Genomic DNA, 23262 nt, shown 5'->3' with positions numbered 1-23262 from the left:
CATCAGCCCGACGACGTGAGCGGTTCGGCGTCAGGTGCTACGCGAGGTGGGGATCTGTCAGGAGGTGGACACGCCGAGGGCGGGGAGAACCACGGCGTCGATGTACGAGGTGAGGAAGGTCCGCGTCGGCGGCTGGTCGTCCAGCAGTGTCCGGGTGGCGAACCCGCCGACCATCATGTGCAGCAGGAACTCCAGTGCCGGGCAGTCCGGCCGGATCTCGCCCCGGTCGACGGCGCGCTGCAGCACCCGCCGGAACTCGGCCATCTCCGGCTCCACCAGCTGTTCCCGGAACGCCTGGCGCAGATCCGGGTTCTGGTGGATCGCCATGGCCACGCCCCGCATCAGCGCGGCGTTGCGCTCCACGGTGCAGTCGTCCTCCAGCGCCACGAGGGCGTGCAGGTCGCCGCGGAGCGTGCCGGTGTCGATCTCCTCGATCCGGGCGGGCTTGCCGTGCCGGATGGCCTTCACCACCAGCTCGGCCTTGCCGCCCCACTGGCGGTAGAGGGTGGCCTTGCTGGAGCGGGTGCGGGCGGCGACGGCGTCCATGGTGAGGGCGTCGTAGCCGACCTCGCGGAGCAGGTCGAGCACGGTCTCGTACAGCTCGGCCTCGCGCTCGGGCGTGAGACGGCTGCGACGCGGTGGTGCGACCTCAGCCATGGTCTGTCGCCTTCCCTCTCCGAACGACACGGTCTCGTACGCGCTTCTGCACGTGCTTCGGTGTGCGTCTCGTACGCGACGAATGTAGCGCAGGGACGGAGCGAAACGAAACGGTTTCGTACGTGGGCTGAGTCACGGTTGTCGGTTCTTCATAAGTTGCTGCGGGCCATACCCGGGCGAAGCATGGGAAGGTGAGCTATCTGCGCCTGCCGCACCTCAGCGGCGACCTGCTGTGCTTCGTGGCCGAGGACGACCTCTGGCTGGCGCCGCTCGACGGAGCGGACCGTGCCTGGCGGCTCACCGTGGACCGCACCAAGGTCGGCCATCCCCGCTTCTCGCCCGACGGGCGACACATCGCGTACACGAGCTGGCGGAGTCTGGTGCCCGAGATCCACCTGGTTCCGGTGGACGGCGGACCGGGCCGGCAGCTGACGTACTGGGGCAGCACCGACACCCGCGTGTGCGGGTGGGCGCCGCCCGACGAACACGGCCACCTCGACATCCTCGCCGTCACCTCCCACGGCGAGCCCTTCTCCTACTTCACCTCGGCCTACAAGGTCGCCACCGACGGCTCCCCCGGCCGCAAGCTGCCCTGGGGACCGGTGGCCGACCTCCAGGTCGCCGACGTGGACGGCGGGCACAAGACCCTGCTGCTGACCGGCACGCCGCCGCACGAACCGGCCTCCTGGAAGCGGTACCGGGGCGGTGCCATGGGCCGGCTGTGGCTGCACGGGCAACGGCTGCTCGCCGGCACCGGAGGGCATCTGGCCTGTCCCATGTTCGTCGGCGGCCGGATCGCCTTCCTCTCCGACCACGAGGGCGTGGGCAACCTCTACTCGTGCGCCTACGACGGCTCCGACCTGCGCCGGCACACCGACCACGACGCCTTCTACGCCCGGCACGCCGCGAGCGACGGCACGCGGGTGGTGTACCAGTGCGCGGGCGACCTGTGGGTCGTGGACGACCTGTCCCCGGACTCGGTCCCGCGCAAGCTCGAGGTACGGCTGAGCGGGGCACAGGCGGGCCGGCGCCGCTACCACGTGCCGGCCGCCCAGCACGTCGACGGCATCTCCGTCGACGAGACGGGCCGGGCCAGCGCGGTCGTCGTACGGGGCTCCCTGCACTGGCTGACCCACCGCGACGGCCCCGCGCGCACCCTCATCGACACACCGGGCGTACGGATCCGGCTGCCGGAGATGCTCGGCGAGACCGGCCAGGTCGCCTACGTCACCGACGCCGAGGGCGAGGACGCCGTCGAGATCGCCCACCTCCCCCGAGCCACCGGAGCCCGCCCACCCCGCCGCCTGGCCTCCGGCCGCCTCGGCCGCGTCCTGGAACTGACCTCCGACCCCGCCGGCGAACGCCTGGCCATGGCCTCCCACGACGGCCGCCTGCTGCTCCTGGACGTGGATGCCGGTGACTCGGACGCCGTTGGTGACTCGGGCGGCTCGGGAGCGACGGAGGGCTCGGCGGACGCCGGGGGGTCGGACATCGGGAGTGAGCCCGCGGGCGCGGGCGGCTCCACGGGCGCGGGCGACTCCACGAGCACAGGCAGTCCCACGGACGCAGGCGAACCCGCGGATGCGGGCCGTCCCACGGACGCAGGCGACTCCACGAGCACAGGCAGTCCCACGGACGCAGGCGAACCCGCGGATGCGGGCCGTCCCGCGAGCGTGAGCGGTCCCGTCGGCTCGCAGGACGTCCAAGGCGCGACAGGCTCCGCCGACTTCGGCGGCTCCGGCGCCGCGAGCCCCGCGGGCACCTCCGCCGGCTCCGGCACCCCCGGCCCCACTGCCGGCTCCGCCGGACCCGCCGCGGGGGGTACCGCGGAGAGTTCGGGCGGGGGCGTCACCGAGTTGGCGCGGTCTGTCAACGGTCCCGTGCGGGATCTGGCGTTCTCGCCGGACGGGGCGTGGTTGACCTGGTCGCAGCCCGGGGTGGGGCGGTCGTTGCGGCAGATCAGGATGGCCCGGATCAAGGACCGGCTGATCGTCGACGTGACCAATGGACGGTTCGAGGACGAGAACCCGGTGTTCACCCGGGACGGCCGGTATCTGGCCTTCCTGTCGTGGCGCGGCTTCGACCCGGTGTACGACGTGCACACCGGGGACCTGTCCTTCCCGCTCGGCTGCAAGCCCTACCTGGTCCCGCTGTCCTCCGCGACCCCCTCCCCCTTCGCGCTGAACCCCGAGGGCCGCCCGGCCGCCGGCGGTCTGGACCCCGCCGAGGACGAGGAGACCGGCGAGCCCGGCGCGGTGACCGTGGAGGTCGAGGGCCTGGAGAGCCGGGTCACGCCGTTCCCGGTCACGGCGTCCAAGTACTCCGCGCTGCGCCCGGTCGCCGGTGGCGGTCTGGTCTGGCTGCGCTGGCCGATCTCCGGTGCGCTGGGCGAGACGTTCGTCAACCCGGACGACACCTCCGGCCGGCCGACGCTGGAGCACTTCAACCTCAGCAAGGCGAAGAAGTACGAACTCGTGGGCCACCTCGACTTCTTCGCGGTCAGCGGCGACGGCACCCGGCTCGTCGTCGCCGACGAGGGCGACCTGCGCGCGGTGCCCTCCACGGAGATCGGTGACAGCGACACCACGACCTGGATCGACCTGCGCCGGATCCTGCACGTGGTCGACCCGCCCGCCGAGTGGCGCCAGTCGTACGAGGAGGCGGGCCGGCTGATCCGGGCCTACTTCTGGGAGCCGGAGATGTGCGGCATCGACTGGGACGGGGTGCTCGCCCAGTACCGCCCGCTGGTCGAACGCGTCGCGTCCCCCGACGAGTTCGCCGACCTGCTGCGCGAAGTGCTCGGCGAGCTGGGCACCTCCCACGCCTACGTCGCCGCCGCCCGCCGCAACGAGGGCCCCGCGCACTACCAGCGCTGGCAGGGCCTGCTCGGCGCCAACCTGGTGTGCCGGGACGGCCGTTGGACCGTCAAGCGGATCCTGCCCGGCGACTCCTCCGACTCCAGGGCCCGCTCCCCGCTGGCCGGCACCGGCATCCGCGAGGGCGCGGTCCTGACCCACGTGGACGGCCGCCCGGTGGACCCGGTGGCGGGCCCGTATCCGCTGCTGGCCGGTTCGGGCGGTACGACGGTGGAGCTGACGTTCGAGCCCGCGGAGGGCGGGCCGCCACGCCGGGTCGCCATCGTCCCGCTGATCGACGAGCGCCCGCTGCGCTACCAGGACTGGGTGGCCAAACGAAGGGCTGTCGTGAGGGAGTTGAGCGGCGGCCGCTGCGGCTACCTGCACATCCCCGACATGGGCGGCTCCGGCTGGGCCCAGTTCAACCGGGACCTGCGCATGGAGATGTCCCGGCCCGCGCTGATCGTCGACGTCCGCGGCAACGCCGGCGGCCACATCAGCGAACTGGTGATAGAGAAGCTGACCCGCACCATCCTCGGCTGGGACCTGACCCGTAACGCCCAGCCGGTGTCGTACACCTCCGACGCGCCCCGCGGCCCGGTCGTGGCCCTCGCCGACGAGGCGACCTCCTCCGACGGCGACATGATCACCGCGGCCTTCAAGCTGCTGAAGCTGGGCCCGGTGGTCGGTCAGCGCACCTGGGGCGGCGTGGTCGGCATGACCGGCCGGCACCGCCTCGGCGACGGCACGATCATCACCGTACCGATGAACGCGGCCTGGTTCGACGCCTACGGCTGGTCCGTCGAGAACCACGGCGTCGCCCCCGACGTGGAGAGCCTGCGCACCCCCCTGGACTGGGCCGAGGGCCGCCACGTCGAGATGGACGACGCCATCGAACTGGCCCGGGAACTCCTGGAGGCCAACCCGGCGGCGACCCCGCCCGACTACAGCGACGTACCCGACCGCTCGCGGCCGAAGCTGCCTCCGCGTCACTGAGCCCGCCCGCCGACAAACGTGGGGTGCCCCAACACACGGGGCACCCCACGCCGTTACGGCCGAAGCCGAGCGCGGCAACAACAGTGACTACCGGTCGTAGTCCTGGTTGAGGCGGTCCTCCATCTCGTCGTGTGTGTCCCCGACACCCTGCCGGGCACGGTCACGCTCCTGGGGGGAGCGCTGACCCGTCTTCTCCCGGCCCGCGCCGGGCTTCTCCTTGCCCTGCCGCTGCGCCTGCCCGGCCTGGCCCTGGGACTTGTCCTTCATGCCCATGCTGTTTCACTCCCGTATGGGTGAGGGTGATCCCCAAGTGGACGAGGGGATCGGCCTCGACCAGATTCACACGGGCGGTGACCCTGCGCATGTCGATCAGTGACGGTACGTAGTCGAGGTCGTCCGGTGCTGCTCGTCGGCCGCGCCGCCCGCGCCGACCAACCCGGTCCGCATGCCCGTCAGCCGGTCCGCGAACCGCCGCATCTCCCGCTGCCCCGCGGTCGCGACGATCCCCGGCAGGTACCCGCGCACGCCCTGCATCCCACGCAGCCACCACTGCCCGTACACATGGCCGGCGCGCCGCTCGATCCCGGCCACGATCCGGTCCACCGCGGGCCCCAGCGGATAGGTCCTGTTCGCCGGCCACGGCAGCCGCTGCCTCAACTCCCGCATGACGTCGTCCTGATCGGCCCCGCGGACCATGTCGGTGTCGGTCCACGACAGATACGCGACGCCCACCCGCACGCCCTTGTGGCCGACTTCGGCACGCAGGCTGTGCGCGTACGCCTCCACACCGGACTTGGAGGCGCAGTACGCCGTCATCATCGGCGCCGGCGTGATCGCGGCGAGCGAGGCGATCTGCAGCAGATAGCCCCGGCTCTCGGTGAGCGCCGGCAGGAACGCCCGCCCGGTGACCGCCGATCCGATGAGGTTGACCTCGATCACCCGCCGCCAGGACTCCGGATCGGAGGCGGCGAACGGACCGCCGCTCGCCACACCGGCGTTGGCGACCACGATGTCGACCTTGCCGAACCGCTCCTCGACCTCCGCGGCGACCCGTGTCATCGCCTCGTGGTCGGTGACGTCGGCGTGCCAGTGGGCGCTCTCGCCGTGCAGCCGCTCACCGACCTGCTTGAGCGCGTCCGGCTCCAGCCCGACCAGCGCGATCTTCGCGCCGCGCGCGGACAGCTTGCGCGCGAGCAGCTCGCCCACGCCCCGCGCGGCCCCCGTGACGACCGCGACCTGCCCCTCCAGGCCCGCCCTGCTCATGCGCCCTCCCTGATCCGTGCGTCGTCGTTGATCCGTGCGTCGTCGTTGTCGTTGTCGCTCTCGCGTGCGCGTACGTAGGCGGTGACGAGCTCCCGGATCCTCCCGGTGACCAGCTCGGGCACCTCCACCGGCGTCATGTGCCCGAGCCCGGGCAGCTCGGTCAGGCCGACGCACCGCGGCAGCGCCTCGGCCAGCGCCCGCGCGTGCACCGGCGGGGTCAGCCGGTCGGCCGTGCCCACGACGACCGCCGTCGGCACGTTCAACTCCCTTACACCATGGTCGAGATCGAGCAGATACAGCACCTGCGACCAGGCGTGGCGCACCCGGCGCGGGCAGGCGTGCACGATCCGCGCACACGCCTCGACCATGTGCGGCGTCGAACCGGGGCCCATCGTCCCGTACTTGAGGATGCGCAGGGCGAGCGGAGTGACCGGCCCGAGCGGCGCCCGGGAGCCGAGGATGTGCCGGGTCAGCCAGGTCCGCAGCCGCCCGGCCCGGATCGGTACGACGGTCGCCTCGGCGACCAGCCGTGAACTTCCCGTGCTGCACAGCAGAACGGCCGCCGCGTGCTCCCGGAAGCCGGCCCGGCCGGACGCGGCCATGACCGTCATCCCGCCCATCGAGTGGCCCGCGATCACCGCCCTCTCGCCGGGCGCGAGGGTCGCGGCGAGCACGGCCTCCAGGTCGTCGGCGAGCGCCTCCGTACCGCACGCGCGGCTCGCCGGACTGCGTCCGTGGCCGCGCTGGTCGTAGGCGATGACACGGTGGTCGGCGGCCAGGTCCCGGATCTGCGCGGCCCAGAAGGCCGTGGAGCAGGTCCAGCCGTGGACGAGGACGACGGCCGGGGCGTCGGGGCCGTCAGGTCTGTCGGCGGGCCCGTGCACCTCGACGTGCAGCCGGGCGCCGTCGGCGGAGACGGCGGTGAGTTCGTGGGCGGGGACGGGAGGGGCGTAGGGGCCGGGCGTGACGCGGAGCGTACGTCTCACGCCTCCACCTCCGCCGGCTCGGCGGCACTCTTCCTGACGGGCGCCCGCAGCACCTGGTACTCGGCGAGGTCCACCCGCCGCGTGACCCGCCGGAACTCGGCCGTCGTACCGGGCCAGACGGTGGTGTTGCGGCCGCTCGCGTCCAGGTACCAGCTGGTGCAGCCGCCGGTGTTCCACACCGTGCGCTCCATGCGGTCCTGCACCTTGCGGTTCCAGGCGTTCACCGCGCTCGGGCGGGCGTCGAGGGCGGCCCGGCCGCCGAGGACGTTCAGCTGGCGCAGGAAGTCGGCCATGTAGTTCAGTTGGGACTCGATCATGAGAATCATCGAGGAGTTCCCGAGGCCGGTGTTGGGCCCGATGATCGTCATCCAGTTCGGGAAGCCTGCCGCGGAGGCACCGCGCAGCGCCGCCATGCCGTCCTTCCAGGTCTCGGCGAGCGTACGGCCGTCCGCGCCGACGATCCGCTCGGCGATCGGCAGGTCGGTGACGTGGAAGCCCGTACCGAGGACGATCGCGTCCACCTCGGCCTCGGTGCCGTCGGCGGCGACGACGGCCGACCCGCGGACCTCGACGATCTCGCTCGCGACGACGTCCACGTTGTCCTGCGCGAGCGCCGGGTAGTACGTGTTGGACAGCAGGATCCGCTTGCAGCCGATGCGGTAGTCCGGGGTGAGCTTTGCGCGCAGCGCCGGGTCCTTGATGGCGCGGGCCATGTTGCGCTTGGCCAACCGCTCGACGAAGCCGAGCTCGTCGGGGTGCTTGGTGAACGCCTGGACCTGCAACTCCCGGATGCCCCACAGCAGTCCGCGGCGCAGCTGCGTGGTGAACGGCAGCGCGCGATGCAGTGAGCGCTCCGCGCCGCTGATCGCGCGGTCGACGCGGGGCAGCACCCACGGCGGGGTGCGCTGGAAGACGGTGAGCCGGGCGACCTCCGGCTGGATGGACGGCACGATCTGGATGGCGGAGGCGCCGGTGCCGACCATGGCGACCCGCTTGCCGGCGAGGTCGTAGCCGTGGTCCCAGCGGGCGGAGTGGAAGACCTTGCCGGGGAAGGAGTCGAGCCCCGGGACGGCCGGGACCTTCGGGTCGGACAGCGGCCCGGTGGCGGAGACGACGACGTCGGCGGAGAGGTTCCCGCCGGTGGTCTCGATGTCCCAGCGCAGCTTCTCCGCGTCCCAGGTCATCTTCTTGACCTCGGAGTCGAAGCGGATGTGCGGGCGGAGGTGGAAGACGTCCGTGACGTGCTCCAGGTAGGCGCGGATGTGCTCCTGCCCGGAGAAGGTGCGCGGCCAGTCGGGGTTGGGCGCGAAGGAGAACGAGTACAGGTGCGAGGGCACGTCGCAGGCGCACCCCGGATAGCTGTTGTCGCGCCAGGTGCCGCCGACACTGCCCGCCCGCTCCAGCACGACGAAGTCGGTGATCCCCTCCCGGCGCAGCCGCACGGCGGCGCCCAGCCCGCCGAAGCCGGACCCGATCACCGCCACCCGCACATGTTGGTGCTCGGACATCGCACCCCTCCCTGCCTCGCGTGCCGCGACTCGCGTCCAGCCTTCGGCGACTCTGCCAGTGAACACTGGCGCAATGGGGAGAGTAGAGGAGGTGCGTACTGATGGGTAGGGGGCGTGCAGGGGCGTTTGACATCAGCGGCTGCCGCCGCGGGTACCGGCGGTACAACATAGGCTGCTGCCGTGGCAGAAGACGGTGGGGAACGCGGCGGACAGGCCGGCGGCCGACGCGAGTACCGCATGGAGGAACTGGCCCGGCTGGCCGGCATCACCGTGCGCACCCTGCGCTTCTACCGCGAGCGCAAGCTGATCCCGCCGCCGCGCCGCGAGGGCCGTATCGCCTGGTACGACGACCGTCACCTGGCCCGCCTGCGCACGATCTCGGCGCTGCTGGAACGCGGCCACACCCTCAACGGCATAGCCGAGCTGGCCGAGGCCTTCGACCACGGCCGGGACGTCGGCGACCTGCTGGGCCTCGGCGCCCCGACAGAGGAGATCCCGGTCCGCCTCACCCCGGAGGACCTCGCCGACCACTTCGCCGGCGAGGTCACGGCCGAGAACCTGGCCGCCGCCATGGAACTCGGCTACGTCGGCACCGACGGCGGCGAGATCGTCCACGTCAGCCGCCGCCTGCTGGACGTCTCCTCCGCCCTGGTCCGCGAGGGCATCCCCCTCGCCGAGGTCCTCGCCGCCGGCCGCCGCGTCCGCGAACACGCCGACGCCCTCGCCGTCCTCTTCACCGACCTGATCCTCCGCCACGCCCCCGAGGAGGACCTGCGGCGCCTGCGCCCGCTGGCGAAGAGCGTGGTGGAGGCGGAACTGTCGATGGCGCTGGACCGGCGGCTGCGGAAGCAGGCGTGACCTGCGGTTGAACGACCGACGACCGTCCGTGGAGCACGGTATGGAAGCACAGTTGGTCTAGCGTCCTGCGTTTTGTGCACATTCACTCCATCGAGGCACTTTCCGCATAACGGAAGACAGCACCGAGCTCGCGCTCCGAGAGTGAAATCGAAAAGCCCCCGGCGGCTGTGCGACCAGCCCCGGGGTGTGGCCGACACTGCTTGGGAGCGCCGACGTGCATGAGCATAACCCTCAACCATCCCAGCCGACTTCAGCTCGTATCGGATCATCGCGAGCCCTCGGTGTCGTACGTCTCAGCATTCTCACCAAAGTGACCACGTCACCCGGCAGGCAGCGTGCCGCGATCCAACTGTGCTCAGAGCAACTGGGCTTGACCCTGATCGCCGAAGCTGCAGATCTCGGAGTCTCTGCGCGCAAGACGTCTCCGTTCGAAAGGCCGTCCCTGTCGCCTTGGCTGCAACGTCCTGACGAGTACGACGCCCTCGTGTGGTCACATGTGGACCGCGCCGTACGATCCGTTGCTCACATGTCCCAGTTGATCGAGTGGGGACAAACGCACACAACGATGCTCGTCTTCGGGATGCCCGAGGCTCAACAGCCTCTCGTTGTCATGCCGCAGGCAGACGGCAACGTCATCCGTCGGTGCATGGACCTGGCCTACGCCGCCGAGCAGGAAGCTCGCGCCATCTCTGCTCGGCTCACCGGCGCCCACGAAGCACTGCGCGCCACAGGCCGATACGGCGGCGGTCTGGTTCCTTTCGGCTACCGGAAGATTCCGCACCCCAATGGCATCGGCTGGTGTCTGGCTCCCGACCCCGAGACCGCCACCCTCGTCCGGTCGATCGTGGAGGACGTACATGCGGGACGATCTCTGGTGGCCATCGCACGAGGACTGAGCGACCAAGGTGTGCCAGTGCCCCGCGACCGCCACGCTCAGCTCCAAGGCCGGCCGATGGGCGGACGACGCCACGGGCGGGACTTCGAACGGTTCCGATGGACGTCGGGCACCCTGTCCAAAGTTTTGCGCAGCCCGTCGTTGGTGGGACATCGCACGCACCAGGGCCGGACCGTCCGCGATTCATCCGGTGCGCCCGTACTCATCGGGCAGCCATTGCTTTCCGAGAAGGATTTCGACGCGTTGCAGGATGCCCTCGACGCACGCTCGAACGGCACCCGCTGTCCGAGAAGTCGGACGACTTCGCTGCTCACCGGTATCGCATACTGCGCGGGCTGCGGTGGTCGAATGTACTTCGCCGTACGCAAGGGGTACCCGCACGGCGACTACGTGTGTCGAGCGACCGCGCGGGGTGACGTGTGCTCCACTCCGGCGGGCATGCGCTCCGATTGGCTCGAGAAGTACACGCTCGACCACTATCGTCGAGCGACGGCGACGGAGATCTCTGTGTCCCGCGAGGATCTGCTCCGCGACGGCGTCCGTGTCACTGTCACGAAGGGACGGCCCGGCGGCGGGCCGGAACGGCTGGCCGGCCCGGACACTTCACGCCTGACGTTCACTATCGGGAACTCCTCACCCGACCAGCCACAACACTGAAACGGACGGGGCGTGCCGACTCGGTGCGCCCCACACCGTCTCCTCATGGCTCGAAGACCGCCGTCACCGGAGCATGATCCGACCAGCGTTCCTCATAGCTGGCAGCCCGTTCCACATACGCCTTGACCGCACGCCGGGCGAGCCCAGGAGTCGCGACGGCGAGGTCGATCCTCCATCCCGAATCGTTCTCGAAAGCGCGCCCTCGATACGACCACCACGTGTACGGCCCCTCGACCTCCGGGTGCAGTGCTCGCACCACATCCACGTATCCACCGTCCGCCGGGTCGAAGACCTGGGTCAGCCACTCCCGCTCCTCCGGCAGGAAGCCGGAGTTCTTGGTGTTGCCGCGCCAGTTCTTGAGGTCGGCCTGCTGGTGGGCGATGTTCCAGTCGCCGCAGACGAGGACCTCGCGGCCGTCGGCGGCGGCCCGCTCGCGCAGCTCCTTCAGGTAGGCGAGGAACTCGCCCATGAAGCGGACCTTCTCGTCCTGCCGCTCGGTGCCGACCTCGCCGGAGGGCAGGTAGAGGCTGGCGACGGTGACACCGGGCAGGTCGGCCTCGACGTACCGCCCGCTGCCGTCGAACTCGGCAGACCCGAAGCCGACTTGGACCCGGTCGGGTTCGCGGCGGGTGTAGAGCGAGACGCCGGCGCGGCCCTTGGCGGCGGCGGGCGCGTGCACGACGTGCCAGCCGTCGGGCGTGCGGACGTGCTCGGGCAGCTGATGCGGCTCGGCGCGCACCTCCTGCAGGCACAGCACGTCGGCCCGGGTCCCGGCGAGCCACTCCACGAAGCCCTTCTTGGCGGCGGCGCGCAGTCCGTTCACATTGACGGAGGTCACAGTGAGCAAAACACTCTCCTTGCCTTCACTGACGACCCCCTCCGGACACATTGACGGAGGTCACAGTCAACACGGAGGCACCATACCTGCACACTGAACGAGGTCTTTTCGAAGACCGCGCCCCTGCCCGCCAACGCATCGATATACGGTTTACCACATGCATATCCGCCCTGTGCCCTTCGACCATCCCGACGCCGTCAAGCTGAACGACGAGGTCCAGGCCGAGTACCACGTCCGCTACGGCGACGGCGGCGACGCCACGCCCCTCGACCCGGCCGACTTCCGGCACCCGAACGGCGCGTACCTGATCGCCTACGACGAGGACGGCACCCCCGTCGCCACGGGCGGCTGGCGCAGCCAGGACAGGAACGCCGAGGGCAACGAGGACGGCGACGCCGAGCTCAAGCGGATGTACGTGATCGAGCGGATGCGCGGCCGGGGCCTGGCCCGCCGCATCCTCGCCACGCTGGAGGAGGACGCCCGCGCCGCCGGCCGCCTCCGCATGGTCCTGGAGACCGGCGACCAGCAACCGGAGGCCATCGCCCTCTACACCTCCAGCGGCTACGAGCCGTGCGTCAAGTTCGGCTACTACCGCGAGTACGAGTCGAGCATCTGCCTGGCGAAGAGGCTGTAGGGCGCGTCGACAGGGCTGGGGTTCGGGCTCGGGCTCGGGCTCGGGCTCGGGCTCGTCAGAGCTTCCCGCCGATCTCGCACGCCCGGCACGGCGGCCGGCCGCATGTGCACTGCATGAGGGCGTCGAGGACGTCGCGGTCGTGGTAGAGGCACTCGTCCCTGCAGGTGTGGCGGGGGATGAATCCTGCCGGGATCTCACCGGGCCACGGCTCCTCACCATCCCTGCAGCGGGCAAACTGCTCGGGGTCACTGGCGTGCAGGTCGTGCATGCTCGCCCGCGCCTTGTCCTCCAGCTCCCGCACTCGCTTCAGCAGGCTGTTCAGTTCGGCGGCGATGTCGGCGTACCGGTCGGTGCCGGTCCTCACGTGCGCGGCCCGCAGCGCCATCGCCGCGTTGCCCAAAAACCTGCCGGCATCCTGAAGGTCGGTCACGTGATGCAACTGAATGCCGTTCACGCCTCGTACCCACACGGCGTCCATGTTGCTCACCGATCCGCCCTCCTTGGCTTTCTTGCGAGACATTATGCGCGGCGCCGGCGCCTCCGCATAAGAAAAATCAATCTATTTACCGAAACTAAAGGTGTCGGTCACAGCCGTCCAGCAAAATTCGGAGTGAGTCGGCTCACAGCAGGCTCGAGGCCGCAGTGGGCACGGCATGCCGGAAGATCCATTGCCCCCTCACGTAATGGATCTTCTCCTGGTTCCGCGCAGCGCCTGACTGATCAACGCGGCCGCTCGTTCATGCCGGCTTCCGGTGGGCCCCGGCGCACACCACGGGCTGCCGGAGCAGGTCAGGGGCGGGCGACCCGCCCCGACTTGACACGCCCATTGACGAGACGTCTCCTTGAAGAGAGGAAACAGCCGCGGCACACGCTTTTCCAGGCGCGCCGCACACTCGGGTTCGCGAGCGTCCAGCGGTTTCCGGAGCGATAATGGCCACTTACGAATATCTGTGCAGCCACTGTGGCTCTTTCGACGTGAAATTGACGATCGGAACGGCACCCAAGACGTATGGCTGCCCCGTTTGCACAAACCCTGCGAGGCGTTTGTACTCCGCGCCCGGCCTGTCGTTGACCTCGAGCGTGTCCGCCGCCCTCCACGAACGGGAGGAGCAGGCCCGCGAGGCCCCGGCAGTGGTTTCCGAAGTGCCGCCGCGCACAAGGCCGGAGCGGCTGCCGCACCCCGCGCTTTCGCGGTTGCCGCGTCCCTGACTGTCTCCACCCCACACGGAGTCAGGAGGTGCGTCCCCGTGGGAAACGTGGGACTGCTCTTTGTCGGTGCGGTGCTCTTCATCAATGGGTTGCTGCTTCTCGGCAAGGTCGATGCCCGGGCAGGAGCGGTATTTAACCTGTTCGTAGGCGCACTGCAGGTACTGACGCCGACTTACCTCATCTTCACCGCCGGCGGCGACCCCAAGAAGATCCTGGCGGCATCCGGCATCTACCTGTTCGGATTCACCTACCTCTATGTGGGTATCGGCCTGCTCGCCAACCTCGACACCACCGGGGTCGGCTATTACTCATTGTTTGTGGCAATTTCCGCCCTGGGATATTCGTACGTCAATTTTCGGCTCTTGAAGGACTACCCCTTCGGGGTCATCTGGCTCTACTGGGCCTTGCTGTGGTTCCTGTTCTTCCTGCTACTCGGTCTCAAGATGGACCACCTCACGACCTATACGGGCTGGATCACCGCGATCGAGGGCTGGGTCACCGGTGTCATTCCCGCGGGGCTACTGCTCTCCGGCTACTGGAAGCACCCCACCGAGACCGCCATCGCCCTGGGGGTCTTCGGCGTGCTGATGTTCGTGGGGCTGTGGCCGCTCACCCGTCAACCGCCTCAGCCGACCCAAGCCGCTCCGCCGGCCAATAGTGCGGGTGCTCCAACATCACCGGATCAGAAGTGAGGAGTTGTCATGCCCGAAATCATCTTCCGTGTGGACCAAACCAAGTCGATGCGTGAGCAGGACGTTCCCGGACACAACAGGTGGCACCCCGACGTCCCCAACGCCACCATGGTGAAGCCGGGAGCGGAGTTCCGGATGGAGACCCGTGACTGGACCGACTGCCAGATCGGCGACAACGACTCCGCCAACGACGTGCGCGACATCGACCTGACCATCCCTCACATGCTCAGCGGCCCGATAGGCGTGGAGGGCGCCGAACCCGGCGACCTGCTCGTCGTCGACATCCTCGACCTCGGTCCCGTGCCGCAGCAGAGCGGGGACGCGGCGGGCCAGGGCTGGGGCTACACCGGGATCTTCGCCAAGGCCAACGGCGGAGGCTTCCTGACCGACTACTTCCCGGACTCCTACAAGGCCATCTGGAACTTCCACGGCCAGCAGGCGGTCTCCCGCCACCTGCCCGGCATCCGCTACACCGGGATCACCCACCCCGGGCTGTTCGGAACGGCACCGTCGGCCGAGATGCTCGCGCGCTGGAACGCCCGCGAGAAGGCGCTGATCGACACCGACCCGAACCGGGTCCCGCCCCTCGCCGTACCTCCGGACGCCAACAACGCGCTCGCCGGCAAGGCCACCGGAGACGTCGCCACCCGCATCGCCGCGGAAGGCGCACGCACGGTGCCGGCCCGTGAGAACGGCGGCAACCAGGACATCAAGAACATGACCCGCGGCTCGCGGGCCTTCTTCCCCGTGTACGTCAAGGACGCCAAGCTCTCCGCGGGCGACCTGCACTTCAGCCAGGGCGACGGAGAGATCAGCTTCTGCGGCGCCATCGAGATGGGCGGCTTCATCGACTTCCACGTCGACCTGATCAAGGGCGGCATGGAGAAGTACGGCATCACCACCAACCCGGTGTTCATGCCCGGTAACGTCGAGCCGCGCTACACGGAGTTCATCAGTTTCATCGGGGTCTCCGTCGACCACGACACGGACACCAACTTCTACATGGACGCGACGCTGGCCTACCGGCGGGCCTGCCTCAACGCAGTCGAGTACTTCAAGAGGTTCGGCTACAGCGGCGAGCAGGCCTACCTGCTGCTCGGCTCCGCCCCCATAGAGGGGCGCATCAGCGGCATCGTCGACATCCCCAACGCCTGCTGCTCGCTGTACGTCCCCACCGCCATGTTCGACTTCGACGTCCGGCCCTCCGCCGCCGGCCCGACGAAGGCCGACCGCGGCCAGGCCGCGCTGACCAGCGCCTGACCGGACCACGACGGCCCCGCAGCACGCAGATGCCGTTGGTCGGCATAGCACGCGCTGCGGGGCCGCACGATGCAGCAAGGTGCGGGCCTCGTCGTACCTGCTGCTCGGCCGAGGTCCGCTCCTAAACGCCGGTGAGCGTGACGAAACGCACTGGCTCCGTCAGGATTTTGCGGGCGCCCTCCTCGTCGGCACCACGCGCGGCGAGCGTTGCCTCGGCGAGTCGCGGCGGCAGGGCTTCGCCGAACTTCAGGCCGCGCACTGCCCGTTCGTCGATCTCCGGCAGGCACAGTCCCCTGCGGGTGTCCGCGAAGGCGGTCTTCCAATCCTCTGCGGTGAAGCCCTCACGGATTGGGATCCACGCGTCGTCGACGCGTCGGCGCGGGACCACGGCTGACGACAGGGACGCGGCCAGCGTGGCGTTGGCCCGGTGCCCCGCCCAGGTCCACCATCGGACGTCGCCGTCAGTGGTCCGGGTGACCACGGTCCCGCCCGGGTGGACGGTGTGCAGCTGTGCGTCGCGTGCCTCGGCGAGTTTGGATGTGGCCCGCTTGGTCAGGCCGACCGGCGGGTCCTCACCGAGGAGGACGTCGCGGACGGCACGGGCGAGGGCGAACGAGCGAATGCGCTCGGTGCCGAAACCGCTCCACCGGGCACGCCCTCCCCCGTCGGCAGGCTCGACGAAGCAGCGCCTGCGGGTCCAGTCGATGTAGGTCACCAGCCAGCTCCGGCCCGCGAGCAGCAACTTCCGGGGACCTTCGATCTGCTCGGTGAGAAGGTCCGGGTCGGTGCGTCCGATTTCGTTGCGTCCGCTGAAGACCGTGAACTCCGGCGGAGCCGTGAACACCGCCGTCAGGTTCATGAAGTGGCGGTGTCCGAAGCGGCGTTCCGCCTCGGGTCCGACGAAGAGGAGCCCGCCGTCCTGCTCCAGGTATCCCTGTTGCACGAGATGTCGGACCACGGGGGCCGCGTCCGCGGCGAAGGGTCCCGTGCCGCGCCACCACTCCTGCCACAGATTCTCGCCGACCCGGTGCTCCTGCAGGCACAGCGCCAGCAGTTGCTGGGCCACCAGGTGGCGGGGCTCGGGCGGCGCCACCACGGGTTCCACCCAGCCTCGGGACCACTGGAGCAGGAGTGCGGCCGCGGAGAGCAGCCCGTCACGGTCGAGCGCCAGGAACAGGCAGTTGCGCCTGGTGCCGGGGCGTCGGCCCGTACGGCCGAGGCGTTGCAGGAAGGAGGCGACGGTGGACGGCGCGTCGAGTTGGATGACCCGGTCGAGGTCTCCCACGTCGATGCCGAGCTCCAGGGTGCTGGTCGAGACGATGACACAGTCACGGCCTTCGGCGAAGGCGGCCTCGGCACGGCGTCGTTCGTCGACGGAGAGAGAGGCGTGGGAGAGGAAGGTCGTGACACCTCTCAGGCGAAGCTGCTCACCCAGTTCCTCGACCGTGCGGCGGCTTTCGCAGAAGACCAGGCGCTTCTCGCCCCGGTGCAGGGCCGCGATGACCGTCGCCGCGTTCGCGACGGAACCGACGTAGTCGAGTTCGATGTCCCCGGGCGGTGGCGCCGCAGGTGCTGCCGCCCCGGTGGCCGGGCCGGGTCCGGTCCGCTCGACGAGGTCGGGGGCCACGACCTTGGCCGGGCGCCGGCCCCGACCTGCGCCCTGAAGCCAGGCCAGCAGTTCCTCCGGGTTGCCGATGGTGGCCGAGAGGCCGATCCGCTGAAGCGGACGGTCGGCGACCCGGCTCAGGCGCTCCAGTACGGCCAGCAGATGCCAGCCCCGGTCGTCACCCGCGAAGGCGTGCACCTCGTCGACCACGACGGCGTGCAGTCCGGAGAAGAACGCGCGGTGGTCGACATGGGTGCTCACCAGCATCGATTCCAGGGACTCCGGTGTGGTGAGGAGGATGTCGGGGCGCTAGGCGAGGATGCGGCGCCGACGGGGCGAGGTGACGTCGCCGTGCCACAGTTCGGCGGTACGGCCCACCCATTCCGCGTAGGTGCGCAGCCTGGGGTGCAGGTTGTTGAGCAGGGCCTTGAGCGGGCACACGTAGAGCACGCTGGTGCCCTTCCAGCCGTGCCGGCCCATGCGGGTCAGCAGCGGGAAGGCCGCCGCTTCGGTCTTGCCCCCGGCGGTGGGCGCGAGCAGCAGGGCGTCCGCGCCGCCCAGGAGCGGTTCGATCGCCGCCTCCTGCAGCGGGCGCAGGGAGCGCCAGCCGAGCGAGTTGACGATGTGGTGGCCGAGGACGGGATCGAGCAGGTCGAAAACGTCCTCGGCGGGTTCCGGGGTGGTGCTCACGACGGGTCCAGGTCGAGTTCGACGTCTCCCGCACCGGTGGCCGCGTTCCGCTCCGTCTCGCTCAGTTCGGAGCTGCGCAGGGTGAGGGCGTAGTGCACGCGTGGGTCGAAGTCGGCGAACTCGTCGACCCGGTCCAGCACGTCGGCGACGAGCTTGCGCAGGTACAGCCGGGGCGCGATGCCGGCCTTGCCTCCGAGGGAGCCGGTGACCGCGCGGGCCAGCTCGTCGAGATAGGCGTCGTCGGCCCGTTCGGCGAGCCGCTCGGGGTGGCGGGCGGCCCCCGCGTACAGGTCCCGCGCCTTGCGCCCCAGCTCGCCGAGCGAGGTCAGGTCGAAGCCGGGCAGGCGGAGCTGTACGGCGCGCGGGGAGTCGAAGCGCGGGTCGGTGGTGAAGTCGGTGGCCAGCCGCTGGGCGAGCGGTGCCAGGCGCTGCACGCCCTGCCGGCCGTCGTAGAAGGCCGGGGTGCCGGTGATGACGAGGAAGAGCCCCGGGAAGCGGCCGGCGTCGATCTCGTCCAGGAGCTGGCGCAGCGCGTTGAGGGACTTCTCCCGTACGTCGCTGCGCACCCGCTGCAGGGTTTCCACCTCGTCGAGGACGAGGAGCAGCCCGGGATGCCCGCAGTCTCGCAGAACGGTGAGCAGTCCCTGGAGGAAGCCGAGTGCGGCGAAGTGGTCGAGGTCGCCCCGCACGCCGGCGGCGCGCTTGGCGGACGCCGCCACGGACCGCTGCCCGCCGAGCCAGGCGATCAGGGCCTCGGCGTGCGCGCCGTCCCCGGCCGCCACGGCCCGCCGGTAGCCGCGCAGGGCCGCGGAGAAGGCCGGGGTGGTGCGGGCGACGTCCGCGAGCCGGCGTTCCAGCAGTTCGTCGACCGCTTGGGCGAGCGCCGCCTCGTCGTCGTCGGCGATGTCGCCGCCGTCGAGGACCTCCTCCTCCAGGGCGTAGAACCAGGAGTCGACGACCGCCCGGAGCGCGGAGGGCGGGTGGGTGGCGGTGGTGAGGCGTTCGACGAGCCGCCGGTAGACCGTCTCCAGCCGGTGCAGCGGGGTCTCGGTCTCGGAGATCTGCATCTCGCTGACGGCGAGGCCGCGCCGTTTGGCCCGTTCGGCGAGCCAGCGCGCGAAGAAGGTCTTGCCGGAGCCGTACTCGCCGCGCAGCGCGTGGAATGCGGAGCCGCCGCGGGCCACGGTGGCAAGGTCGTCGTCGAGGGCGGCTTCGAAGCGTTCCAGTCCGACGGCGAACAGGCCGAGGCCGGCCTGCGGCACGGTGCCGCGCCGCAGGGCGTCGATCACGTCGCGCCTGCGGGCGAGGCTGACGTCCGGTCCGGGCGTGTTCACCCCCCTCATGCCGCGTCTCCCGGGAACTGCTGGGTGAGCAGCGCCTTGTCGAGCTGGACGGTGCGTCCGGACTCGATGAGCTGGAGCACGGGGTAGCCGTCGACGTTGAGGAGGCGTTCCAGCATGGTGGCGAAGCGCTCCGGATTGCGCTGCGACTTGCCGGTGGCCGTCTGCGCCGCGGCCGCCACCGCGCCGGGCGACAGTTTTCCGCCGGCCGCGAGCAGCGCGTCGAGTGCGGCGGCGACCGCCTTGTCGGCCGGGGCGAGCCGCACGAACTCGCGCTGCGCCCGGTACGGGGCCGACTGCACGGTCCGCTCCCCGAGGGTGGCCCGGCCGGGCACCACGGAGCCGCTCTCGCTCTCCGGCTCCTGCCGGTGCGTCCGGCCGAGGACGGGCTCCGGTTCGGCGGCGGGCGTGTTCTCGTCACTGCCCTGCCACCAGCCCGGCGCGATGCGCTCGGCCGGGAGCAGCGTCCAGCCGGCGGGGATCCGGTCGGCGGACGGCACCAGTGTGATCACGGGAACGGTGACCTCGGCGAGGGACGCACCGCCGTGGTATCCGGCCTGCCGGGCGGTGTAGCGCAGGTCCTCGCGCCACGGCAGGACGGCCCGGCCGGTGCGGGTGCGCACCCGCGGTCCGGCCACCGCGATCTCGCCGTCGCCCGGGGTGCCGGTGCGCCACCGGGCGCCTTCGGCGCCGTCGGCCGCGGCCGACGGCTGCCCGCGCGGGGTGCGGTCGAGGACGTGGCCGTGGTCGGACACGAGGACGACGGGCCTGCCGTAGTCGCGGGCCGCGTTCAGCAGGTCGGGCAGTTTGGCGACGTCGCCGAGCGACCACCGGCCGCGGGCGCCCTCCCGGCCGTCGGCCAGCGCGTCGTCGATGGTGTTGAGGACGACCGCGACGACGTCCTCGGAGGCCAGGGCGTGCAGCAGCTCGGGGGCCAGCCGGTGGCCGGGCGGGCCTTCGTAGCCGCCCTTGTGGAAGAGGTGGGCGCCCCGGTGGCGCTTCTTCCAGAACGCGGCGAAGCCCGCGCGTTCCTTGTCCTGTCCGCCCTCGGTCGGCTGTCCGCACAGCAGGGAGGCGCGGCTGGTGCGCGTCACGGACGGCAGCATCGACACCGCGGCCTGCCAAACCGCCCCGGTGCCCTGCCGGGGCTTGGGCACGATCTCGGTCCACACCCTCCGGTCCAGCTCGCCGGCGAGTTGTACGGCCACGTCGGCGCTCATGCCGTCCAGGACCAGGATCAGCGGCCTGCCGCCGTCGCGGGCGAGGGGCGCGACCGCCTCGGCGAGGACGTCCTCGACGAGCAGGGCACCGCCGGGCGCCTGCTGGGAGGCGGTCTCCGTCCACAGGGCGAGCCTCTTGGCGAAAGCTTCGTCGAGCAGGGCACGGCGGGCGCGTACGGCTCCTATCAGCCGCTGGTAGGCGTCCGCGACGGCCGGGTCCCGGGACGTCTCCCCTTCGGCGAGGATCCCCACGGCGAGGTCGGCCCAGCCGGAGGAGGCCAGGTGGGTGCGGACCCCCTGGGCCACCGACTCGACCGCGGGCAGGGGCGACTGCGTCCAGCGCACCAGCCGGACGGCGGTACGGGCCGTCTCGGTGGAGTCGGCGTACATGCCGCCGAGTTGGTGCTCCGTCAGTTCCTGCAGGGCGGCTTCGACGGATGCGGCCGGTCCGTCGAGGAGGCCGGCCAGCCGGCGCAGCCGTGCCTGGTATCCGGAGGGCAGCAGCTGGTCGGCGCCGATCAGCGGGCTGAGCCGGGCCTCGGCGGCGAGCCGGTCGGCGCGGCCGAGGACGTCGAGGACGCGGTCGCGGGCCTCGGCGCGCTGCGGTCCGCTGCCCTCGGCCTGGGCGATCCACCGGCTGAGGACGCCGGTGGCGGCGTTGGCGAAGGGCCGCAGCGCGTCGAAGGAGGACAGCGCCGGGCCGAAGAGGGTGCCGAGGGCGAAGCCGGCCGCTTCGGCCGCCGTGGAGGACAGCGCGGCCGACGCGAGCGCCCCCAGTGGCAGGGCGTCCGTGCCCCGCCCGTCGGCGGCGAGGGCGAGCAGGGTGGGTGCGGCGAACCCGACGGTCCGGGCGAGCCATTCGCCGATCCCGTCGCGTTCGGCGGGGGGCAGTGCGGCGAAGCGGGCCGGGCCGGCCGGGTTGCGGGACCAGGTGAACAGGGTGTCGGCGTCGAGGTCGAGGGTGTCGGCGGTGGTGTCGCCGAGTCCGAGCCGGGCGGCGATGAGGGCCCGCACCGCACGGTCGCGGGTCAGGACGGCACCGGCGCGCGGCCAGCCGTCGACGGGTTCGGCTTCCAGCAGGGCGTCGAGGAGCCAGCGTTCCCCGGCCATGCGGGTGTCCAGGTCGGCGGCGCCGAAGAGCTGTTTGACGATGTCGGCTCGGTCGACGGCGAGCGGGTGGCGGCGTACGGCGTGGGCCCGCAGGTCCCAGCCGAGCTGGTCGGCGGGCACCTGACCGGTGACGACGAGGACGCCGGTGCCGTCCGGGCCGGCCTCGGCGCGGTACCGGCGCCATGCGTCGACGATGCCGAGCACGGAGTCCTGGTCGCTGACCCGGACCCGACGGCTGCGGCCGTCGACGCGCAGGGTGAACTCGGTCTCCCGGCCTCGGGCTTCGTAGGCGGCGTCGACCAGGACGAGCCGCTCTCCCGCCGCGCCCGGGAGTTCGGCCTGCAGCAGGATCTCGATCGCGCGTCGGCCGACGACGGGACGCGTGGCTGTCAACGGTCCGCTCCCCCGTCGTCGTTGCCGGTGCCGTCGGCCCTGCGCCAGACGATCTCCACCTCGGTGTCCGGGTGCCCCGCGCGGAACTCCTCGATCTCCCGTCGCACGGCGGCCAGTTCGGTCAGCAGGGCCTCCAGGCCGCTGGTCCCGGCGCCGATGACCCGGCGGACGCCCCGGCCGGAAGCGGCCGCCGCCCCGGTGGCCACTGCCCCGGTGGTCGCTCCGGCCGCCGTCCCCGGGACAGGCACGGTCGGTTCCCCGTCGGCGGGGTGCGGAAGGACCGGCTGCGAGGGCACGGCCGGATTCCCGTGCTCGGTCAGGGACACCTGCTCGGGTCCGGGAAGGGGCCGGACCGGCGTGGCCGGAGGCAGAGGCGCCGTCCGTTCCACCTTCAGCGCCGCGTCGACGATCGCCATCGCCGTGTCCCGTACGCCGTCGAGCACCGTCATCAGCGACCGTTCGAACTCCGGGGCGCGGGCGGCCTCGGCGATCTGGGCGAGCAGCCGTCCGGCGCGGTCGCCCACGCTGTCGTCACGGCCGGACAGTTCGCTCACGCTCTGCAGCAGCCGCCAGTCGGTGGCGTCCAGGGCGTTCAGCACGTCCTCGGCGCTCTCCATCGCGTGTGCCAGTTCGCGGGCGGACGTCTCGTAGGAGACGGCGGCCAGTTCCTCCACCAGGGCGGTGGCGTCGGTGGCGTGCCGGCCGAGCCGGGCGAGCAGTCCGGCGGCCTCCCGCAGGACCACCGAGCGCGGGGCGGGACCAGCGCCGGCGAGGCCGAGCAGGGCGGCGTGCCGCTCCAGGGTGGCGCGTACGGCCACCACGTCGTCCTCGAACTTCCCGGCCTTGGCGCGGACGTCCTCGGCGAGCTTGTTGACGTTGCGCGCGTACGGGTTGGGCTTGGACGGCACGCCGAACAGACGGGCGGCCTGGTCCCGGGCGGTCTCGTACACGTCCTTGGCGGGCAGCGGCTGGGCGCGCAGGGCCCAGCCGGGCCCGATCGCCGTCAGCTCGGGCGCCGCGGTCTCCGGGCCGGAGTGGTACACCCAGGCGCGGTCGTCGAGCAGGGCGTACACGGCGATGAGGAGGTTCTCCACCTGCCGGTCGAGACCGCTGTAACCGAGGTCGTCGGCGATCCAGCGGCGGATGTCCTCGGCCTTGAGCAGGTCGCGCTCCCCGTGCTTGGCCGCCACCTGGTTGATCCGGGTACGCCAGTCCGCGCGCAGCACGAGCGGGCCGTCATGGACGGTGCCGATTTCCAGCGGCTCCACGATCCGCTTGACCGTGGCGAGATCGTTCTTGTTGCCGACCTCGACGCGGCCGTCCTCGTCCATGGCCCGCGTGATCCACTCCAGGGTGGTCCGCAGCTCGCCCAAGGTGACGGCCTTGGGCTTCCCGCTGCGAGGGTCGGGGCCGAAGTCGGGGTGCTTGTCGTACAGCGCGGCGAACATGCCGTCAGCGAGGTGGAGCAGGTTGTCGGCGAACGTCTTGCCGCCCTCGGGCTCGGGCCGCGGGAACTTCGGCAGCAGCGACAGCACATGGCGGCCGTCGACGACCTCGGCGGCCTTGGTGCCCTCCTTCGGCTCGGAGATGCCGTA

General features: G+C 71.2%; 16 protein-coding genes and 1 pseudogene. 7 read left to right on the top strand and 10 right to left on the bottom strand.

Going from position 1 to position 23262, the window contains the following annotated elements; all coding sequences use genetic code 11:
• Positions 1-57 precede the first annotated feature (57 nt).
• Positions 58-657: a TetR/AcrR family transcriptional regulator gene (locus ACX25U_RS21315; RefSeq protein ID WP_454382332.1), complete on the bottom strand. Its 600-nt coding sequence runs from the start codon at positions 655-657 to the stop codon at positions 58-60.
• A gap of 191 nt (positions 658-848) precedes the next feature.
• Here ACX25U_RS21315 and ACX25U_RS21310 point away from each other — a divergent pair, with 191 nt between their 5' ends.
• The gene (locus ACX25U_RS21310) at positions 849-4508 is read left to right on the top strand and encodes a S41 family peptidase (protein WP_454382330.1); all 3660 of its coding nucleotides are present in this window, start codon (positions 849-851) and stop codon (positions 4506-4508) included.
• Positions 4509-4595: 87 nt separating this feature from the next.
• On the opposite strand, the gene ACX25U_RS21305 is transcribed toward ACX25U_RS21310, so the two are convergent.
• The 4 genes from ACX25U_RS21305 to ACX25U_RS21290 all read right to left on the bottom strand — a co-directional run bounded on the left by ACX25U_RS21305 (position 4596) and on the right by ACX25U_RS21290 (position 8265).
• Positions 4596-4781: a hypothetical protein gene (locus ACX25U_RS21305; RefSeq protein ID WP_454382329.1), complete on the bottom strand. Its 186-nt coding sequence runs from the start codon at positions 4779-4781 to the stop codon at positions 4596-4598.
• A 96-nt stretch (positions 4782-4877) separates the two neighbouring features.
• The gene (locus tag ACX25U_RS21300) at positions 4878-5771 is read right to left on the bottom strand and encodes an SDR family oxidoreductase (RefSeq protein ID WP_454382328.1); all 894 of its coding nucleotides are present in this window, start codon (positions 5769-5771) and stop codon (positions 4878-4880) included.
• Complete coding sequence (locus ACX25U_RS21295; protein WP_454382326.1) at positions 5768-6757, bottom strand: alpha/beta fold hydrolase; 990 nt, start codon at positions 6755-6757, stop codon at positions 5768-5770. Before ACX25U_RS21295 ends, ACX25U_RS21300 begins: the two co-directional genes overlap by 4 nt.
• Positions 6754-8265, bottom strand: coding sequence for a flavin-containing monooxygenase (locus ACX25U_RS21290; protein ID WP_454382324.1), 1512 nt, complete (start codon positions 8263-8265; stop codon positions 6754-6756). Before ACX25U_RS21290 ends, ACX25U_RS21295 begins: the two co-directional genes overlap by 4 nt.
• Before the next feature lie 237 nt (positions 8266-8502).
• Here ACX25U_RS21290 and ACX25U_RS21285 point away from each other — a divergent pair, with 237 nt between their 5' ends.
• Both ACX25U_RS21285 and ACX25U_RS21280 read left to right on the top strand, forming a co-directional pair.
• Positions 8503-9123, top strand: a complete 621-nt coding sequence (locus tag ACX25U_RS21285) for a MerR family transcriptional regulator (protein WP_454394411.1) — start codon at positions 8503-8505, stop codon at positions 9121-9123.
• Between the two features lie 184 nt (positions 9124-9307).
• Positions 9308-10675: a recombinase family protein gene (locus ACX25U_RS21280; RefSeq protein WP_454382322.1), complete on the top strand. Its 1368-nt coding sequence runs from the start codon at positions 9308-9310 to the stop codon at positions 10673-10675.
• Positions 10676-10718: 43 nt separating this feature from the next.
• On the opposite strand, the gene ACX25U_RS21275 is transcribed toward ACX25U_RS21280, so the two are convergent.
• Complete coding sequence (locus ACX25U_RS21275; RefSeq protein WP_454382320.1) at positions 10719-11522, bottom strand: exodeoxyribonuclease III; 804 nt, start codon at positions 11520-11522, stop codon at positions 10719-10721.
• A gap of 148 nt (positions 11523-11670) precedes the next feature.
• Here ACX25U_RS21275 and ACX25U_RS21270 point away from each other — a divergent pair, with 148 nt between their 5' ends.
• The gene (locus tag ACX25U_RS21270) at positions 11671-12147 is read left to right on the top strand and encodes a GNAT family N-acetyltransferase (protein WP_454382318.1); all 477 of its coding nucleotides are present in this window, start codon (positions 11671-11673) and stop codon (positions 12145-12147) included.
• A 55-nt stretch (positions 12148-12202) separates the two neighbouring features.
• On the opposite strand, the gene ACX25U_RS21265 is transcribed toward ACX25U_RS21270, so the two are convergent.
• Entirely contained in the window at positions 12203-12625 is a 423-nt protein-coding gene (locus ACX25U_RS21265) for a hypothetical protein (RefSeq protein ID WP_454394409.1), read from the bottom strand.
• Positions 12626-13077: 452 nt separating this feature from the next.
• Here ACX25U_RS21265 and ACX25U_RS21260 point away from each other — a divergent pair, with 452 nt between their 5' ends.
• The 3 genes from ACX25U_RS21260 to fmdA are packed head-to-tail and all read left to right on the top strand — an operon-like array spanning position 13078 to position 15308.
• Positions 13078-13356, top strand: a complete 279-nt coding sequence (locus ACX25U_RS21260) for an FmdB family zinc ribbon protein (protein WP_454382316.1) — start codon at positions 13078-13080, stop codon at positions 13354-13356.
• 38 nt (positions 13357-13394) lie between these two features.
• Positions 13395-14048, top strand: coding sequence for an AmiS/UreI family transporter (locus ACX25U_RS21255; protein ID WP_454382314.1), 654 nt, complete (start codon positions 13395-13397; stop codon positions 14046-14048).
• Between the two features lie 9 nt (positions 14049-14057).
• Complete coding sequence (gene fmdA / locus ACX25U_RS21250; RefSeq protein ID WP_454382313.1) at positions 14058-15308, top strand: formamidase; 1251 nt, start codon at positions 14058-14060, stop codon at positions 15306-15308.
• A gap of 121 nt (positions 15309-15429) precedes the next feature.
• Here the strand turns inward: fmdA and ACX25U_RS21245 are convergent.
• From ACX25U_RS21245 to pglZ, 3 genes and pseudogenes are all read right to left on the bottom strand, one after another.
• A pseudogene (locus ACX25U_RS21245) lies at positions 15430-17604 on the bottom strand (DEAD/DEAH box helicase).
• Positions 17601-18947 (bottom strand): BREX system ATP-binding protein BrxD, encoded by a 1347-nt coding sequence (gene brxD / locus ACX25U_RS21240; protein WP_454382312.1) that lies wholly within the window; start codon positions 18945-18947, stop codon positions 17601-17603. Before brxD ends, ACX25U_RS21245 begins: the two are co-directional and overlap by 4 nt.
• Positions 18944-21667 (bottom strand): BREX-2 system phosphatase PglZ, encoded by a 2724-nt coding sequence (gene pglZ / locus ACX25U_RS21235; protein WP_454382311.1) that lies wholly within the window; start codon positions 21665-21667, stop codon positions 18944-18946. Before pglZ ends, brxD begins: the two co-directional genes overlap by 4 nt.
• Between the last annotated feature and the right edge of the window lie 1595 nt (positions 21668-23262).

Source organism: Streptomyces sp. JNUCC 63 (assembly GCF_054366325.1).
The sequence above is the reverse complement of the archived record's forward strand: the minus strand, read 5'-3'. Positions and strand labels throughout refer to the sequence as shown.

Excerpts from the sequence above, each read along its gene's own strand:
- ACX25U_RS21290 (WP_454382324.1), bottom strand. The coding sequence starts at position 8,265 with ATGTCCGAGCACCAACATGTGCGGGTGGCGGTGATCGGGTCCGGCTTC.
- ACX25U_RS21315 (WP_454382332.1), bottom strand. The coding sequence starts at position 657 with ATGGCTGAGGTCGCACCACCGCGTCGCAGCCGTCTCACGCCCGAGCGC.
- ACX25U_RS21260 (WP_454382316.1), top strand. The coding sequence starts at position 13,078 with ATGGCCACTTACGAATATCTGTGCAGCCACTGTGGCTCTTTCGACGTG.
- fmdA (WP_454382313.1), top strand. The coding sequence starts at position 14,058 with ATGCCCGAAATCATCTTCCGTGTGGACCAAACCAAGTCGATGCGTGAG.
- ACX25U_RS21265 (WP_454394409.1), bottom strand. The coding sequence starts at position 12,625 with ATGGACGCCGTGTGGGTACGAGGCGTGAACGGCATTCAGTTGCATCAC.
- ACX25U_RS21285 (WP_454394411.1), top strand. The coding sequence starts at position 8,503 with ATGGAGGAACTGGCCCGGCTGGCCGGCATCACCGTGCGCACCCTGCGC.
- ACX25U_RS21270 (WP_454382318.1), top strand. The coding sequence starts at position 11,671 with ATGCATATCCGCCCTGTGCCCTTCGACCATCCCGACGCCGTCAAGCTG.
- ACX25U_RS21305 (WP_454382329.1), bottom strand. The coding sequence starts at position 4,781 with ATGGGCATGAAGGACAAGTCCCAGGGCCAGGCCGGGCAGGCGCAGCGG.
- brxD (WP_454382312.1), bottom strand. The coding sequence starts at position 18,947 with ATGAGGGGGGTGAACACGCCCGGACCGGACGTCAGCCTCGCCCGCAGG.
- ACX25U_RS21300 (WP_454382328.1), bottom strand. The coding sequence starts at position 5,771 with ATGAGCAGGGCGGGCCTGGAGGGGCAGGTCGCGGTCGTCACGGGGGCC.